This window comes from Phycicoccus mangrovi, from assembly GCF_018729305.1.
GTDB classification, from domain to species: domain Bacteria; phylum Actinomycetota; class Actinomycetes; order Actinomycetales; family Dermatophilaceae; genus Phycicoccus; species Phycicoccus jejuensis.
Window position 1 is genome coordinate 1 of sequence record NZ_JAHHWP010000016.1, and the last position, 15,723, is coordinate 15,723.

Sequence of the window (15,723 nt, forward strand, 5' to 3'; positions counted from 1 at the left end):
TTCAGACGAGCGTTAGCGTGGGCCACGAGAACCTCCGGGCGGTGTAGGACCTAGACAATCCACACCTCACCCGGAGGTTCTCCTCGTCGTCAACGCCTACGCGTCACCAACGTCCCGGCCGAGTACAACTAGGCGCACGGTCCGGGGAGGCTGGATCGGCCGCAGCGCGACCTCGGGCTGCTGCGGGGCGATGTCCTCAGCGCTCGGTGGCGGGTGGCGAGCCGGGCACGGGCAGGATCCCGTCCTCGACCGCCCGGATGTAGAGGTCGGTCTTGGTCGGCGCCGGACGACCGACATCGGCGTACTTGGTGCGTGCCCGCAGCAGGTAGGTCCGTGCGGTGTCCTCGGACACGTTGAGGCGACGGGCGACCGAGGTCAGCTTCATCCCGGCGGCGTAGAGCCGCACCGCTTCCATCTCCCGGGGCGTCAGCTGCGGCGTGAGCACCGCGTCCTCCGCCAGCACGCTGGCCCAGTCGGGGGACAGGTAGGGCTCACCGTCGGCGACGGCCCGCACGGCCGACGCGACGGTGGCCAGGTCCTCGCCCTTGGAGAGGATCCCCGACGCACCGGCCCGGAGGCACCGGGCCAGAGCGTGGTGGCGGTGGTCCTGCGTGAACATGAGCACCGGGAAGCCGCGTGCCACGAGCCGCGTGACGTTCTCGGCCGCGTCCGAGCCGTCGTGGAGCTCGACGTCGAGCAGGACAAGGTCGATGGGCTCACGGACCCGGTCGAGGAAGGCGGCCACGGTCGTGTGGACCGGCCGGAGGACCGCCGTCGGCAGGTGCCAGCGAAGTCCGTGGGCCAGCCCGGCGAGGATGACCGGGTGGTCGTCGACCGCGCCGATGCGCACGGATCCCGTCCCACCCGTCGCTGCGTCTCCGGCCACCCGACCACGGTCCCAGCGGGACGACGGCGCCGGCCCGCGTGGGCTCACGATGTCCCCCCTTCTGATGACGTGGTCCCGGCGGACCCCGAGACGGTCAGCCAGAGCTCGTCCGTCTCCTGGTCGAGCGCGAAGGCGTGGCCGTCCAGCGCGTGGTGGACCTGCTCGGGGTCGACCGCCCGGCGCGGGCCGGTGGCCACGAGGGTGCCCACCGACCGCTCGTCGCGCGGGTGCCAGCTCGCCGTCACCTCGGCGTCGGCGTCGCACGCGTCGAGGACGAGGCCGACCACCCGGGCGAAGGGGGCGGGGTCGACGTCGACATCGGCGGTGGCCGTGCTGCGCAGCGTGACCCGTGCACCACGGGCACGGGCCGCCCGGGCGGCGGTGGCCAGCCGGTCGTCGACGAGACCGGGGGCGACGAGGCGGTCGCGTGCGGCGGACTCGGCCAGCTGCGCTGCCCGACGGTCCGACTCGGTGAACACGTCCTCGTGCCAGAGGCGTTCCAGCAGGGGGATGACGTCACGCGAGAGCTCCGAGCGGCGCTCCCGGCGGACCGCGGTGCGCAGCGCTGCGACGTTCTCCATCCGATGCAGGACCTCGACCTCGGCCGCAGCCCGGCCGGCGTCTCGCCGCATCGACTCGAGGGCGCGCATGGCGAGGAGGGTGAGGGTCGTGATGAGGAGCGGCGAGGGGAACGCCTCAGGCACGGACAGCACCGCGTCGACACCGTGCGTCCACAGCCCCGCGGCGAGGAAGAGCGGGACGACAACCGAGTAGGACCACGCCAGCCGCTTCCGGTGTGCCAGGACGGAGACCACGGCGTACGGCAGGGTCGCGCCGAGGTACCACATGCGCCAGTCGACCGCCCCACCGGGCGGCGTCGCCCAGGCCAGCCCGCTGACCGCCGCACACGTGAGTCCCAGGCCGAGGACGGTCGATGACGTCCGGTCGGCCGAGCAGCCGGAAACGCCGAGCAGGAGGAGCCCGGCGAGGGCCCACACGACGGGAGGCCATCCCTCGTGGGTCGGCCAGAGCCACAGCTCCCGGGTCGTCGCCCACCCGAGTGCCCCGTGGAGGAGCGCCCACACGGTCGGAGCCGTGCGGACCACCGGGGTCCGCAGGATGCTCCCGGCCGGGGAGAGGGTGAGGGAGGGCAGATGGCCGAGACGGCTGTGCCCGGTGGCCTCGTGCAGGTCCTCTGGCGGCGCGGTGGCGCTCGCCGCGACCACGCTCCAGTCGAGCGTGACCGCCGTGCCCCGTCCGGGGATCGAGAGCACCGTCGCGCTCCCACCGACGTCGGCGAGATGGCCGGGGATCGACCGGGTGACCCCGAACCGGCCGTGCGCCTCTTCCGGTTCGAACCCCCGTCCACGGTCGGAGATCCGCACGCGCACCGATCGGTCGTCGCCCTCGACCACGAGCTCCACCCGCGGGACACCCGCGTGCCGCCGGACGTTGAGCAGCGCCTCCGACGTCGCGGCCGAGAGCGCGGCCACCACGGGATCCGGGAGCCCGGCGGGCAGGGTGGTAGACCGTCCCTCGACGTGGAGCCCCAGCCGACGCCCGGTCGCCCCGAGGTCGCGCAGCAGGGGGCCCGGGGTGTCGATGACGCCCAGCGCACGGAGCGCGTCTCCGGCCAGGGACCGGGCGGTGCCCAGGGTCTCGAAGGATGCCGTCCGCGCGGCGATGGTCAGCGCCCCCAGCACCTTGTCGTGGACGATCCGGTCCCACTCCTCCCGGATCTGCTCCGCGTGCCGCCGCGAGGCGGCACGGACGCGGGCCTGCTCGCGCTCGAGGTCCGCCTGCAGCGCCCGGGCGCCCGACCGCTCGAGGGTCCGGCCGTAGACACCGACGAGGCTGCTCCCGAGGACGATGACCCCCGCCTCCAGCGCCGCGACGAGGGGGCCCACGGCATCGACCCGCACGGCCACCCAGCCGACCCCCAGCAGGGCGAGGCCGACCAGCCGTCGCGACGGGCTCACGGTCGTCGTCGCGACCACGCACGACGCGACGACGGTCGGGGCGTTGAGGTAGGGGGTGCCTCCAGGGGGACCGCCGGTGTGCGGGCCGAGCCCCGCCACGACGTTCGCCACCCCCGCGGCGACGACGAACGCGCGGACGGCGTGGAGGGAGGTCGGTGAGGTCAGCGCCGTGGCTACCACCCAGAGTGCGGGGACGGTCGTCAGGACGAGCGTGGCCGCGCGAACCTCGGGTGACCACCACGGGGAGGTCAGGTAGGGCGAGCCCGCCGAGAGCGCGACGTTCGCCACGAGGGCGACGGCGGTCGAGCGGACCACGAGCACCCGGAACCACTCGGGCCGGTCCGCCGTGGGCGCAGCGGACCGGGAACGGAGCGTCGATGGCCTCCCTGCGGTCACCGTCGCCCCGCGCCCGATCCACCCGGAGCCCGACACGGACCGAGCCTGCCGCCCGGGTCGCCCGGACGGCAGACGCCGGCCCCGGCCCGGACAACCCCGGACACGGCATGCGGTGTCCGGGCGGGCCGGGCGGAGGATCGCCACCAGGCGAAATGGGGGGTTTGCGGGAGCCCGGCGGCTCGGTACGGTCACGCCATGGAGGGGTCCGGTGGGAAGGTCGATGCGCTCGTCGGACCGATGGTCCCCGACGCCATTCGGAGCGCGGACGAGCTCGCCGCCCACCTCACGGAGGCCCGGCGACGTGTGGGTCTGACCGTCCGGCAGCTCGCGCGTCGCTCCGGTCTCCCGCACAGCACCGTCGGCGGGTACCTCACCGGGCGCCACCTTCCACCGGCCACGCGGCCCGAGGTCCTGCTCGCGCTCCTCGCCGCTCTCGAGGTCCCCGTCCCCGAGCCGGAGGCGTGGCACCGGGTCCTCTGGCGGCTCGCCAACACCCGTCGCCCCCGGACCGACGGTGCCGCCGAGCCGTTCCCCGGGCTCATGCCGTTCGAGGCCGATGCGGCCCCCTTCTTCTTCGGTCGGGAGCAGGAGGTGACCGATCTCGTCGCGCGGGTGGACGACGCGGTGCGAGCAGGCCGGACCGGCTTCGGTGTACCGCTCGTCCTCGTCGTCGGCTCGTCCGGGAGCGGCAAGTCCTCCCTGGTGCGCGCCGGGCTCCTTCCACGCCTGGATCCGGGCACCCTGACGGCCGTCGTCCGCCCGGGGACGGACCCGCCGCGCGCCTTCGCAGAGGCGCGCGAGCGCCTGTCCGCGGCTCCGGCTCCCGCGGTCGTCGTCGTCGACCAGCTCGAGGAGCTGTGGACGCTCTCCGACCCCCACCTCGGCCTGGCGTCCCTGCGCGACCTGCTCGCCGGGTGCCCGGACGGCACTGTCGTCGTCGCCGCGCTGCGGGCCGACTTCTACGGAGCGGCCACCCGGCACCCGGTGCTCGCGGAAGCGCTCCGCACACGCCAGCTCGTGCTCGAGCCCCTCGGGGAGGCGGCGCTGGCCCGCACCGTCACCGGGCCGTGCGACCGGGCGGGGATCGAGCTCGCCCCTGGCCTGGTGGACCGGATCGTCGCCGACGCCCGCGTGACGGGGGGCGGAGGCGCCGTGAGGTCGCTGCCGCACGTGTCGCACTGCCTGCGGCAGATGTGGGACCGCAGAGAGCGCAACATCCTCTCGCACGCCCTCTACGAGGAGGTGGGGCGGATCGAGGGGGCGCTGAGCAGCACCGCCGAGGCGTTCTGGTCCTCGCTCCACGAGTCGGAGCGGCCGGTCGCGCGCGCACTGCTGCTCCGGCTCGTCGTGGTGGAGGACGGCGTCCCCCCGACGGCCGGCGAGGTTCCCCTCGAGGCGGTCCGGCACGACCCCGAGCAGCGGATCGCGCACCGGCTGTCCGTCGACCGGCTCGTGACCCTCGACGGCCACTCCGTGCGGCTGTGCCACGAGGCCCTCACCACGGCGTGGCCCCGCATGGCGGAGTGGATCGAGGAGGACCGCGCCGTCCTCAAGACGATGCGGCTCGTCGAGCGCGAGGCCGCCGAGTGGTCCGCCTCCGGCCGTGACGACGACCTTCTGCTCCGCGGGGCACGGCTGGAGGCGGCGGCGGCGCTCGACGCCGACGGCACGTCGCGCCTCTCCCCCCTGGGGGCGGAGTTCGTCCGCGCGGGCACGGCCGCGGCGACGGCCGACCGGCAGCGCGCCCAGCGGCAAGTCAGGCGTCGCCGGCGGTGGCTCGTGGTGACGTCGGTCGTGTCCCTCGTCGCGGTCGTCGCCTGTCTCGGGCTGGTCCTCGGGGCCCAACGGCTGCGGGTGGCCCGCGACGACGCCACGTCCCGCCAGCTGGCCGCCCAGGCCCGTGACCTGGCCGACCTGGACCCGGCGATGTCCGCGCAGCTCGCCCTCGCCGCCGGCACGACGGCGGACACTCTCGAGGGCCGGTCAGCGGTCGTGGACGCGGCGGCATCGCCGACGACCGTCAACGTCAACGGGCCGACCGGCCTGCGCTTCGTGGCCGCCTCCCCGTCGGCGGGTCTCCTGGCCTCCGCGGGCGAGAGCCCGGACCTCCTCGTCTACGACGTCTCGGGGGTGCTGCCCCGGCGGGTGGCGACACTGTCCTCGCCGGTGGACGGCTCCCCGGGTGGGGCGGTCTTCGCGCTCGCGGTGTCCGACGACGGTCGCTGGCTGGGCGCCGGGGGGACGGCGGGCATCCTGCGGGTCTGGGACCTGTCCGACCGGACCCACCCGAGAGTCGTACTGGACGTCCCGGACGTCGGGGGCACGGTCAACGACCTGGCCTTCACCGCCGACTCGACCACGCTCGTGGTGGGAGCCGCCGCGGGCGTCGACGACCCCGTGGTGCCGGTGCGCCGTTGGCGGCTCGTGGACGGACCGACCGAACTCGATCCGCTGCCTTCCCGTGCCCAGGTGTCGGCCGTCGCCGTCCTCGCCGGCGGCCTCGTCGCCGTGGGGGACGCCGAGGGGCACCTCGTCGTCCGGGACCCTGCCCGTCCGAAGACCCCGGTCGACGACCGGCGCGTCACCGAGCGGCAGGTCACCGGCATCGCCCAGCGGGGTGGGATCCTCGCCGTCTCCACCCGGGCGGCCGCGGCCTTCCTCGTGCCCTGGGACCGCGAGCGCCGGGCGCTGGGGGAGCCGCGTGCGGTCGGCGCCTTCGCCAACTGGGTCAACGACGCGGCAGCGTCTCCGGGGGCGGACCTCCTCGCCTTCGCCTCGTCCGACAAGACCGTCACCGTCGTCGACGACGCCGGCACGGTCAGGGAGACCGTCGACGTGGCCGACAACGTGACCGCGGTGACGTTCGTCGACGACCGGCGGCTGGCCGTCGCGGTGGTCAACGGGCAGGTCCTCCTCCGTGACCTGCCGCCCTACCCGGGCAACGGGGGGATCGGGACGGTGTACTCGACCGGCTGGGCCCGGGACCGTCCGCTGGCCGTGGTGAACACCGTGGGTGCGGGAACGGACCAGGACGTCAGCATCTGGGACGTCCGCGACCCCTCCCGGCCCCGCGAGACCGGGCGGATCCGGTCCGGGCCGGCCCCCGGCCGGTCGGTCGGCGGAGGCGACATCTCCCCGGACGGACGTCTCCTCGTCTACGTCACCGACGCCGGATACCTGGTCGGGGTCGACGTGACGGACCCCGCCCACCCGGTGGACAGCTTCCGGAGGAAGATCACGACGAGCACCGTCGAGCAGCTGTCCTTCGTGGCGGACGACGTCGTCGCGGCCGCGTCCGACGACCAGCACGTCCGCCTGCTCCGCGTCGCACGGGGGGAGCGCCCGGTGACGGTGGCCGACCTCACGGGGCCGATGGGTTCGGCCGAGCTGCTGTTCTCGGTCTCGGCCGCGGCCGACCTGTCCACCGTCGTCAGCTCGAGCTCGACCGGCGCCGTCTACGTCTGGCGGCCGCAGGAGGGCACCGAGCCGGTCGCCGTCCTGGCCACCCCCGGTTACGCGTACGCCGCCGCGCTCTCACCGGACGGGCGCCTGCTCGCGGTGAGCGGCACGGACCGGAGCATCCGGGTCTGGGACCTGAGCACTCCTGCGCGCCCCCGGGCGGTCAGCACGTTCGGCGGCGCCACGGGCACGACCTTCACGCTGCAGTTCGACGCGGAGGGTCGGCGTCTGCTCGCGGCGGTGAACGACGGCAGCCTCGTCCTCTGGCGGAGGGACGGCACCCGCTTCACCCGCTCCCTCGTCCTGGACCGCGGGACACCGCTCTACTTCGCCCGCTTCTCTCCGGACGGCTCGCACGTCCTCGCCGGCGGTCTCGGCGGGTACACGAAGCTCGCCCCCACGTCGGCCGCCCTCGCGACGACCTCCCTGTGCCGCACCGTCGGCGACTGGATCCCGGCGACGCGGTGGTCGGCCTCGATCGCGGTCCCCGACCTGGCCGACCCCTGTGTCGGGTCCCCTGACGAGCCGCGGGCTACACCGCAGTAATTGCCGCCAGGGCGTCACGTACTGCGGTGTAGCCCGCCATGGGCGGGGGGAGGGGGTGCCTCAGCGCTCCTCGTCGCCCGTGATGAAGGCCTCGAGGCGGGCGCGGCCGACCTCGTCGGGGCGCTGCTCCGGCGGGGACTTCATGAGGTAGCTCGACGCCGAGAGCAGGGCGCCGCCGATGCCGCGGTCCTTGGCGATCTTCGCCGCGCGGATGGCGTCGATGATGATGCCCGCCGAGTTCGGCGAGTCCCAGACCTCGAGCTTGTACTCGAGGTTGAGCGGGACGTCGCCGAACGCGCGGCCCTCGAGGCGGACGTAGGCCCACTTGCGGTCGTCGAGCCAGGCGACGTAGTCCGACGGGCCGATGTGGACGTTGCGGTCCTCGGTCTTGCCGGCGAGCGACCCCGTGAGGTTCGAGGTGACGGCCTGCGTCTTGGAGATCTTCTTGGACTCCAGGCGCTCGCGCTCGAGCATGTTCTTGAAGTCCATGTTGCCGCCGACGTTGAGCTGGTAAGTGCGGTCCAGCTGCACGCCGCGGTCCTCGAAGAGCTTCGCCATCACGCGGTGGGTGATCGTGGCGCCGACCTGCGACTTGATGTCGTCGCCGATGATTGGCACGCCGGCGGCCTCGAACTTCGCGGCCCACTCCGGGTCGGAGGCGATGAAGACCGGCAGCGCGTTGACGAAGGCGACACCCGCGTCGATGGCGCACTGGGCGTAGAACTTGTCGGCCTGCTCGGAGCCCACCGGGAGGTAGGAGACGAGGACGTCGACCTCGGCGTCACGCAGCGCCGCGACGACGTCGACCGGCTCGGCACCGGACTCGTCGATCGTCTGGCGGTAGTACTTGCCGAGGCCGTCGAGGGTGTGGCCGCGCTGGACGGTGACGCCCGTGGTCGGCACCTCGGCGATGGTGATGGTGTTGTTCTCCGAGGAGTTGATGGCCTCGGAGAGGTCCTTGCCGACCTTCTTGTCGTCGACGTCGAACGCGGCGACGAACTCGACGTCGCTCACGTGGTACTCGCCGAAGCGGACGTGCATGAGGCCGGGGACGGTGGTGGCGGGGTCGGCGTCCCGGTAGTAGTGCACGCCCTGCACGAGCGAGGACGCGCAGTTGCCGACGCCGACGATCGCGACGCGGATGGAACCCATGGCTTCTCCTGGGGGGTCGGTGGTGGAGGGGGTGGGGCGACGGGCGCCGGGCCGCGGACGAGCCGCGGACCGGTGACCGTCTACGGCTGGGGGCCGGGGTCGGTGGGGTGGCGCCGTTCGGCGTCGATGAGCTCGGAGAGCCAGCGCACCTCGCGCTCGGTCGTCTCCTCGCCGTGCCGCTGGAGGGCCGCGGTGTAGGAGTCGAGCCGCTCGCGGTGGCGGGCCGAGCGCTCGCGGACCCGCTCGAGGTCCTCCTCGAGGCGGGAGCGGCGGCCCTCGAGGATGCGCAGGCGCACCTCGCGCTCGGTCCGGGCGAAGAAGGCGAAGCGGACGTCGAAGCCGTCGTCCTCCCAGGACGAGGCGTCGCTGCGCGCGACGAGCTCGGCGAAGTGCTCCTTGCCCGCGGCGGTCAGCTCGTAGACGACGCGCGGCCGCTTGCCCGGGCGCGGGGCGTCCCCGCTCTCGGCGATGAGGCCGCGCCCCAGCAGGCCCTTGAGCGCCGGGTAGAGCGTGCCGTAGGACAGCGCCCGGAACGGTCCGAGGGCGGTGTTGAGCCGGCGGCGCAGGTCGTACCCGTGGGTCGGGCCGTCGTGGAGGAGGCCGAGGACGGCGAGCTCGAGCAGCTGCGCACGGCGGGACACCACGGTCTGCGTCTCCTCTCGTCCCGGGGCCGGTCCGATGCTGACAAACTCGGACCTTGTCACCTCGAACGTAACACAGATATATCGACGCGATACATCTGCGCAGGGTGACGTGGGGACGCGGCGGACGGGACGGCGACAGTGGGCCGAGCCGCGTCGACGGCGGGGGACCGGCCCGACCGTTCTTGGGGATTTCCCAGCCTGCGTGGTCATACTGGCGGGTGGACGCGGCGCGAGCCGCGTCGTTCACTGCCCCCCGTTCCCTGCCCCGGAAGCCCATGAGCCAACGACAGCCACGCACCCGTTCCGACGCCACGCGACGGGCCGCCGCCCGCTCGGGCGCCGCCGGAGCCCCGACGACCTCGCGCACCCGCCGCTGGCTGCGCCGCGTCGTCTGGGCCGGCCTCGGGGCGTTCGTCCTCGGCCTCGCCGGGTTCTTCGTCGCCTACGCGATGACCGACATCCCGCAGCCGAACGAGATGGTGACCGCCGAGGCGAGCACCGTCTACTACTCCGACGGCAAGACCGTCCTCGCGCGGCTCTCCGACGAGGGCGGCAACCGGCAGTCGGTGCCCCTCGCGGACATCTCGCCCAACATGCAGCACGCGATCCTCGCCGCCGAGGACCGGGACTTCTACCAGAACAGCGGTATCAGCCCGACGGGCATCGCGCGCGCCGTCTGGGTCGCGGTCAAGGGCGGCCAGGCGACGCAGGGCGGCTCGACGATCACCCAGCAGTACGTGAAGAACTACTTCCTCACGCAGGACCGGACGCTGACCCGCAAGGCCAAGGAGATCCTCATCTCCCTGAAGATCGACAAGCAGCAGTCCAAGGACGAGATCCTCACCAACTACCTCAACACGATCTACTACGGGCGCGGCGCGTACGGCATCGAGACCGCCTCGCAGGCCTACTTCGGCAAGAGCGCGAAGAGCCTCACCCCGGCCGAGGCGGCCGTGCTCGCGTCGGTCATCCGCGGGCCCTCGTTCTACGACCCCACCCTCGGCGAGGAGCAGAAGGCCAACGCCGAGAAGCGGTCCGCCTACATCCTCGACGCCATGGTCGACAAGAAGTGGCTCTCGCAGGAGGACCGCGACGGCGCCGACGTCGAGAAGACCCTCGACGGGATCAAGCCGTACAAGCCCAAGCAGCTCGGCGGCACCAACGGCTACGTCGTCGACCTCGTGAAGAAGGAGCTGACGGGCAAGTACAAGCTGAGCGACACCGACATCCAGCGCGGTGGCCTCAAGGTGATCTCGACGATCGAGCGGCCCAAGCAGTACGCCGCCGTCACCGCGGTGCGCGAGCAGCGTCCGGACGTCGAGGACGTGCACGAGGGCCTGGTCTCGATCCGGCCGGGCAACGGCGCGATCGTCGCCCTCTACGGCGGTGAGGACTTCGCCGACCGGCCGCTCAACAACGCGACGCAGGCGAAGATGCAGGCCGGCTCGACGTTCAAGATCTTCACCCTCATCGCCGCGCTGCAGGAGAACAAGGCGAGCATCCGCTCGACCTTCCCGGGCTACAGCCCGCAGTACTTCGAGGAGTTCGCCGACCCGGCGTCCTCCAACCCGGAGACTCGCCGGGGCCGGGTCAAGAACTTCGGCAACGAGCAGTTCGGCACCATCGACCTGCTCACCGCCACCGGCCACTCGGTCAACACCGTGTACGCGGCGCTCAACATCGACGTGGGGGCCAAGAACACGATGGCCGCCGCCGAGGACGCCGGCGTGCGCTCGAAGCTCGAGCCGAACGTCGCCGACGTCCTGGGCACCGACTACGTCACGGTCCTCGACATGGCGAACGCCTACGCGACGATCGCGGCGCAGGGCGTGCGCTCCGAGCCCTACATCGTCAAGGAGATCCGCTTCCCGAGCGAGACCCAGCCGGTCGTCAAGGCCAAGCCGAAGACCAAGCGGGTCTTCGACGAGGACCTCATGGCGGACGTCATCACGGCGATGCAGGAGCCGGTCAACGGCGGGACCGCGCGGTACGTCGGCCAGAACCTCGGCCGCCCGGCCGCGGGCAAGACCGGCACCTCCGAGAGCTTCCGCTCGGCCTGGTTCGACGGCTACGTCCCGCAGCTGGCCACCGCGGTCGGGCTGTACCGCTCCGACCCCGAGTCGGGCAAGGAGCTGCAGATGCAGAACCTGCCGACGGCGGGGAACATCACCGGTGGCACGTTCCCGACCCGGATCTGGACCGCGTACATGAAGGCCGCGCTCGAGGGCAGCGAGGTGCGTGACTTCCCGCAGCCGGCCTACATCAACAAGGACGCCCTGCCCCCGCCGCCGCCCACGACCCGGGCGCCGCAGCCGACGCAGAGCTCGGCCCCGCCGTCGAGCTCGGCCCCGCCGAGCTCGAGCGCCCCGCCGTCGCCGACCGACCAGCCGACGCCGACGCAGACGCCGGAGCCGAGCGCGACCCTGCCGACGCTGCCGGGTCGGCCCTCGGCCAGCCCGTCGCCGAACGCGTCGCAGAACACCGGCTGACCCCCGGCCACCGTGGCCCGTGACCGCCACCCCGCCGCGCCGCTCCCCGCCCGTCTCCTGACGGCGACCGGGGGGCGGCGCGGCGTTCGTGCACCCGCCGCCGCGTCGGGCGTGGCCGCGCTGGCGCCGGTCGTCGCGCTGCTCGCGCTGCCGGTCGGGCTCGCCGCCCTGCGCCAGGCCGCGTGCGCGGCCACCGGGTGGGACGGGCGGACCGCGGTGTGGGGCTACTGCTCCTCCCCGCTGCTCGCCGGGACGGCGACGCCCGACCTGCCGCTGCTGCAGCGGCTCGCGACCGGGTTCCTCCGCACCGCCGCGCCGGGGACGGGGATGGTCGAGCAGCGCTGGGTCCTCGTCCTGTGGACGGTCGCCTCCGCGCTGCTGCTCGCCGCCCTCGTCGTCCTCGTGGGGACGGCGCGCCGGCACCCTCTCGCCGACCCGCTCCCGCTCGCCCTCTCGCCCGTCGTCGCGCTGGCCGTGCCCACCTCCGTCGACCTCGTTCCCGTCACCTGCGCGGTGCTCTCCGTCTGGGCGTGGAGCCGTGGCCGCGCGCTCGCCGCCGGCGTGCTGGCGGGTCTCGCGGTGCTCGGCGGCGCCCTCGGGCTCGCCCCGCTCCTCGGGCTGGTGCTGCTCACCCGGGGCGCCGACGGGCGACGCCTGCTCGCGGGAGCCGCCGTGGCCGTCGTGCTCGTCGCCGGCCCGGCCGCCGCCCTCGACCCCGGCCTGCTCGGACGCCCCGTCGCCGCGTGGTGGACCGACGGCGCCGGGCCCGGCTCGCCCTGGTTCGTGCCCTCGCTGGTCGACCGACCCCTGCCCGGGACGGCCGTCGCGGGGCTCGCGGTCCTCGGGATGCTGCTCGCCGCCGTCCTCGCCGGGCTCCTGCTGCGGCACCGGGCCCGCCCCCCGGTGGCCGACGTCGTCGTGCTCGCGCTCGTCGCGGCCCTCGTCACCGCACCTGCGCTGCCCGTGGGCGCCGCCCTGTGGCTCGTGCCCTTCCTCGCGCTCGCCGGCGTGCCCTGGCGCGACCAGCTGCTCTGGGCGGGCGCCGAGGTCGTCCACGCGGTGGCGCTCTTCGCGTGGCTCGCCGCGGCCACGGACCCCGCGCACGGGCTGCCCGCCGGCTGGTACGCCACGGCGCTCGCGCTGCGGCTCGTCGCGCTCGGCCGTCTCGGATGGGTCGTGTGGGCCCGCGCGACCTGGGGGACGGGCGCCCCGGAGCCCTCGTCCCGCACGGATTGGGAGCCCGGCCGCGCTGCCGGTAGGCTGGAGCGGTTGCCCGCCGGGCACCCTGTGGACGAACCACGGGGGGCTGTGGGCGACACCGCATACCCTCCTGTCACGGAAAGACCGTGACCGCCTGAGACCGAAGGAGGCGGGTTAGCACATGCGTCAGTACGAACTCATGGTCATCCTCGACCCGGAGCTCGACGACCGGACCATCCAGCCGTCGCTGGAGAAGCTCCTCAAGGTCGTGATCACCGATGGTGGCTCGATCGACACCGTCGACGTCTGGGGCCGGCGCCGCCTGGCCTACGAGATCAAGAAGAAGGCCGAGGGCATCTACGCCGTCGTCAACTTCACGTCCGAGCCGGCGACGGCCAAGGAGCTGGACCGTCAGCTCGGCCTCAACGAGACGGTCATGCGGACGAAGCTCCTGCGCCCCGGCGCCTGAGCACTCCGTCACCAGCCCACGACCAACCCCCGAAGGGACGCCCGTCATGGCAGGCGACACCGTCATCACGATCATCGGCAACCTCACCGCCGACCCCGAGCTCCGCTTCACCCCCTCGGGTGCCGCGGTCGCCAACTTCACCGTCGCGTCGACCCCCCGCGCGTTCGACCGCCAGTCGAACGAGTGGAAGGACGGCGAGACCCTCTTCATGCGCTGCTCGATCTGGCGTGACGCGGCCGAGAACGTGGCCGAGTCGCTCCACCGCGGCACGCGCGTCATCGTCTCGGGCCGGCTGAAGTCGCGCTCCTACGAGACGAAGGAGGGCGAGAAGCGCACCGTCATGGAGCTCGAGGTCGACGAGGTCGGCCCCTCGCTGCGGTACGCCTCCGCGAAGGTCACCAAGGCTGAGCGCGGCCAGGGTGGCGGCGGTTTCGGCGGCGGCGGTGGCGGCGGCTTCCAGCAGAACGACCCGTGGGCCACCGGTGGCTCCGCCCCCCAGCAGGGTGGCGGCGGCCAGCAGGGCGGCGGCTGGGGCGGTGGCCAGCAGGCCCCGCAGCAGCAGCAGCCCGCGCAGGGTGGCCAGCAGGGCGGCGGCTGGGGCCAGGCCCCGAGCTACGACGAGCCCCCCTTCTGACCGACACCGGGCACCCCGCCCGCTGACGGTCGACACGACACCGACAGACACCATCCCCGGGTGACCGGGGCTCATCCGCCGGCTCCGGCCGGCAGAAGGAGAGCACCACGATGGCCAAGCCCGCCATTCGCAAGCCGAAGAAGAAGGCCAACCCGCTCAAGGCGGCGAAGGTCGAGAACATCGACTACAAGGACGTCGCGCTCCTGCGCAAGTTCATCTCCGACCGCGGCAAGATCCGCGCCCGGCGCGTGACCGGCGTCTCCGTCCAGGAGCAGCGCCTCATCGCCAACGCGGTCAAGAACGCGCGTGAGATGGCGCTCCTGCCGTACTCGAGCTCGTCCCGCTGACCCGCCGAAGGAGCCAGACAGATGAAGGTCATCCTCACCCACGAGGTCACCGGCCTCGGTACCGCCGGTGACGTCGTCGACGTCAAGGACGGGTACGCCCGCAACTTCCTCTTCAAGCGTGGTCTCGCGACCGCGTGGACCAAGGGCGGCCAGAAGCAGGTCGACTCGATCGCCAAGGGTCGCGCGACCCGTGAGGTGAAGTCCCTCGAGGAGGCGAAGTCCATCAAGGGCAACCTCGAGGCCAACGCCGTCACCGTCACCGCGCACGCCGGCACCGGGGGCCGCCTCTTCGGCGCCGTCTCCACCGCCGACATCGCCCAGGCCGTCCAGGCCGCCGGCGGGCCGTCGCTCGACCGTCGTCGCATCGAGGTCCCGACCCCGATCAAGACGACCGGCACGCACACGGCGCTCGTCCGCCTCCACCCGGAGGTCCAGGCGACCGTCTCCCTCGAGGTCGTCGCCGGCTGACGCCGACACCTCGCGAGCACGCAGGGCCCCGGACCGCACCAGCGGTCCGGGGCCCTCGTGCATCCCCCGGCCGGCGTCGTGGCCAGTCCCCAGAACTGGCGACGTTACGCAGGTGGCCCGCCTCCGTACCGTCGGAGCACCGATCAGAGAGGTGGGGATGGAGATGCAGTGTCAGAAGTGTCATCGACCCGTGCATGACTGCCAGGCGTGCAACGGAGGGCGAGCCAGCGGGATGTTCGGGAAGCTCACGTGCAGCAAGTGCAACAACACCGGCTCGGTGTGCTCCGAGCACGGCGGACACTGGCGGTAGCCGGACATGGCCGACTGGAACGCCGTGATCGGGTACATGCGGTCGAACTACAAGGTCGCGGAGGAGTACCGCGACGGCTTGGGCGAGGTCGACGGACTTCGTCTTCTCTTCGACGTGGGGAACCTCCGCTCGCAGCTGGTGTACCTGTGGCACCAGACGCTGCAGCAGGGCGAGGAACACTGGGTGAAGATCAGCTCGCCGTTCGCCAAGGCGAGCGAGACGGACCTCCACTCGGTGATGCGGTCGGCGGGCGAGATGGTGTGCGGCGGGGTCGCCGCCGTGGGTGACCTCCTCGTGGTCTCCCACACGGCACCGCTCGCCAACCTCGACATCAACGAGCTCGAGCGGCCGTTGATGCTGGTGCTGCACAGTGCTGACCGACTGGAGCAGGAGTTCGGATCCGGCGACACGTTCTGACGCCGACACCTCGCGAGCACGCAAGGCCCCGGACCGCACCAGCGGTCCGGGGCCCTCGTGCATCCCCACCCACCCGTCGAGTGAACAGAACACGCCGTCCGGGCCGGCGTGCAGGCGGCGAGTCCTGCTCACTCGACGGGGTCGGCGGGGGCCCGAGACCCGATCGTGACCTCCGGCCCAACCCCGCTCCGGGACACCGCGGCCCGGCACCTTCCCCGGCGTCGAACCTTCGGGGCGGGGGCACCGGCATTGGCCAACGGCCCTCGCGCGGCGATAACGTCAAAGGCTGACCCGTGCCCCAGACCGCCGTCCCCGGAGGAGCAAGAC

12 protein-coding genes are annotated in these 15,723 nt (G+C 73.2%); 8 read left to right on the forward strand and 4 right to left on the reverse strand.

Annotated elements, in window-relative coordinates:
- Positions 1–196: 196 nt before the first annotated feature.
- Both KMZ30_RS14540 and KMZ30_RS14545 read right to left on the reverse strand, forming a co-directional pair.
- Positions 197–886 carry a response regulator transcription factor gene (locus KMZ30_RS14540; protein ID WP_215513325.1) on the reverse strand — a complete coding sequence of 230 codons (690 nt, stop codon included), beginning with the start codon at positions 884–886 and terminating at the stop codon, positions 197–199.
- A gap of 44 nt (positions 887–930) precedes the next feature.
- Positions 931–3,186: a sensor histidine kinase gene (locus tag KMZ30_RS14545; RefSeq protein WP_215513324.1), complete on the reverse strand. Its 2,256-nt coding sequence runs from the start codon at positions 3,184–3,186 to the stop codon at positions 931–933.
- Positions 3,187–3,456: 270 nt separating this feature from the next.
- Between KMZ30_RS14545 and KMZ30_RS14550 the strand changes: the two genes are divergently transcribed.
- Complete coding sequence (locus KMZ30_RS14550) at positions 3,457–7,266, forward strand: nSTAND1 domain-containing NTPase (RefSeq protein WP_215513323.1); 3,810 nt, start codon at positions 3,457–3,459, stop codon at positions 7,264–7,266.
- Positions 7,267–7,326: 60 nt separating this feature from the next.
- Here KMZ30_RS14550 and KMZ30_RS14555 read toward each other — a convergent pair whose 3' ends face one another.
- Together KMZ30_RS14555 and KMZ30_RS14560 are read right to left on the reverse strand one after the other, a co-directional pair.
- Positions 7,327–8,418, reverse strand: a complete 1,092-nt coding sequence (locus KMZ30_RS14555) for an inositol-3-phosphate synthase (RefSeq protein ID WP_215513322.1) — start codon at positions 8,416–8,418, stop codon at positions 7,327–7,329.
- Between the two features lie 80 nt (positions 8,419–8,498).
- A complete protein-coding gene (locus tag KMZ30_RS14560) occupies positions 8,499–9,059 on the reverse strand; it encodes a PadR family transcriptional regulator (RefSeq protein WP_215513327.1) in 561 nt (186 codons plus the stop codon).
- Between the two features lie 278 nt (positions 9,060–9,337).
- On the opposite strand from KMZ30_RS14560, the gene KMZ30_RS14565 reads away from it, so the two are divergent.
- From KMZ30_RS14565 to KMZ30_RS14595, 7 genes are all read left to right on the forward strand, one after another.
- Positions 9,338–11,551 (forward strand): transglycosylase domain-containing protein, encoded by a 2,214-nt coding sequence (locus KMZ30_RS14565; protein WP_215513321.1) that lies wholly within the window; start codon positions 9,338–9,340, stop codon positions 11,549–11,551.
- A gap of 111 nt (positions 11,552–11,662) precedes the next feature.
- On the forward strand, positions 11,663–12,901 hold the full coding sequence (locus KMZ30_RS14570) for a glycosyltransferase family protein (RefSeq protein ID WP_215513320.1): 1,239 nt from the start codon (positions 11,663–11,665) through the stop codon (positions 12,899–12,901).
- 31 nt (positions 12,902–12,932) lie between these two features.
- Positions 12,933–13,220 carry a 30S ribosomal protein S6 gene (gene rpsF / locus KMZ30_RS14575; RefSeq protein ID WP_215513319.1) on the forward strand — a complete coding sequence of 96 codons (288 nt, stop codon included), beginning with the start codon at positions 12,933–12,935 and terminating at the stop codon, positions 13,218–13,220.
- A gap of 46 nt (positions 13,221–13,266) precedes the next feature.
- On the forward strand, positions 13,267–13,854 hold the full coding sequence (locus KMZ30_RS14580; RefSeq protein ID WP_207022050.1) for a single-stranded DNA-binding protein: 588 nt from the start codon (positions 13,267–13,269) through the stop codon (positions 13,852–13,854).
- Between the two features lie 110 nt (positions 13,855–13,964).
- A complete protein-coding gene (gene rpsR, locus KMZ30_RS14585) occupies positions 13,965–14,201 on the forward strand; it encodes a 30S ribosomal protein S18 (protein ID WP_030526145.1) in 237 nt (78 codons plus the stop codon).
- 21 nt (positions 14,202–14,222) lie between these two features.
- Positions 14,223–14,669 carry a 50S ribosomal protein L9 gene (rplI, locus tag KMZ30_RS14590; RefSeq protein ID WP_215513318.1) on the forward strand — a complete coding sequence of 149 codons (447 nt, stop codon included), beginning with the start codon at positions 14,223–14,225 and terminating at the stop codon, positions 14,667–14,669.
- A 316-nt stretch (positions 14,670–14,985) separates the two neighbouring features.
- A complete protein-coding gene (locus KMZ30_RS14595; protein WP_215513317.1) occupies positions 14,986–15,396 on the forward strand; it encodes a hypothetical protein in 411 nt (136 codons plus the stop codon).
- Positions 15,397–15,723 lie beyond the last annotated feature (327 nt).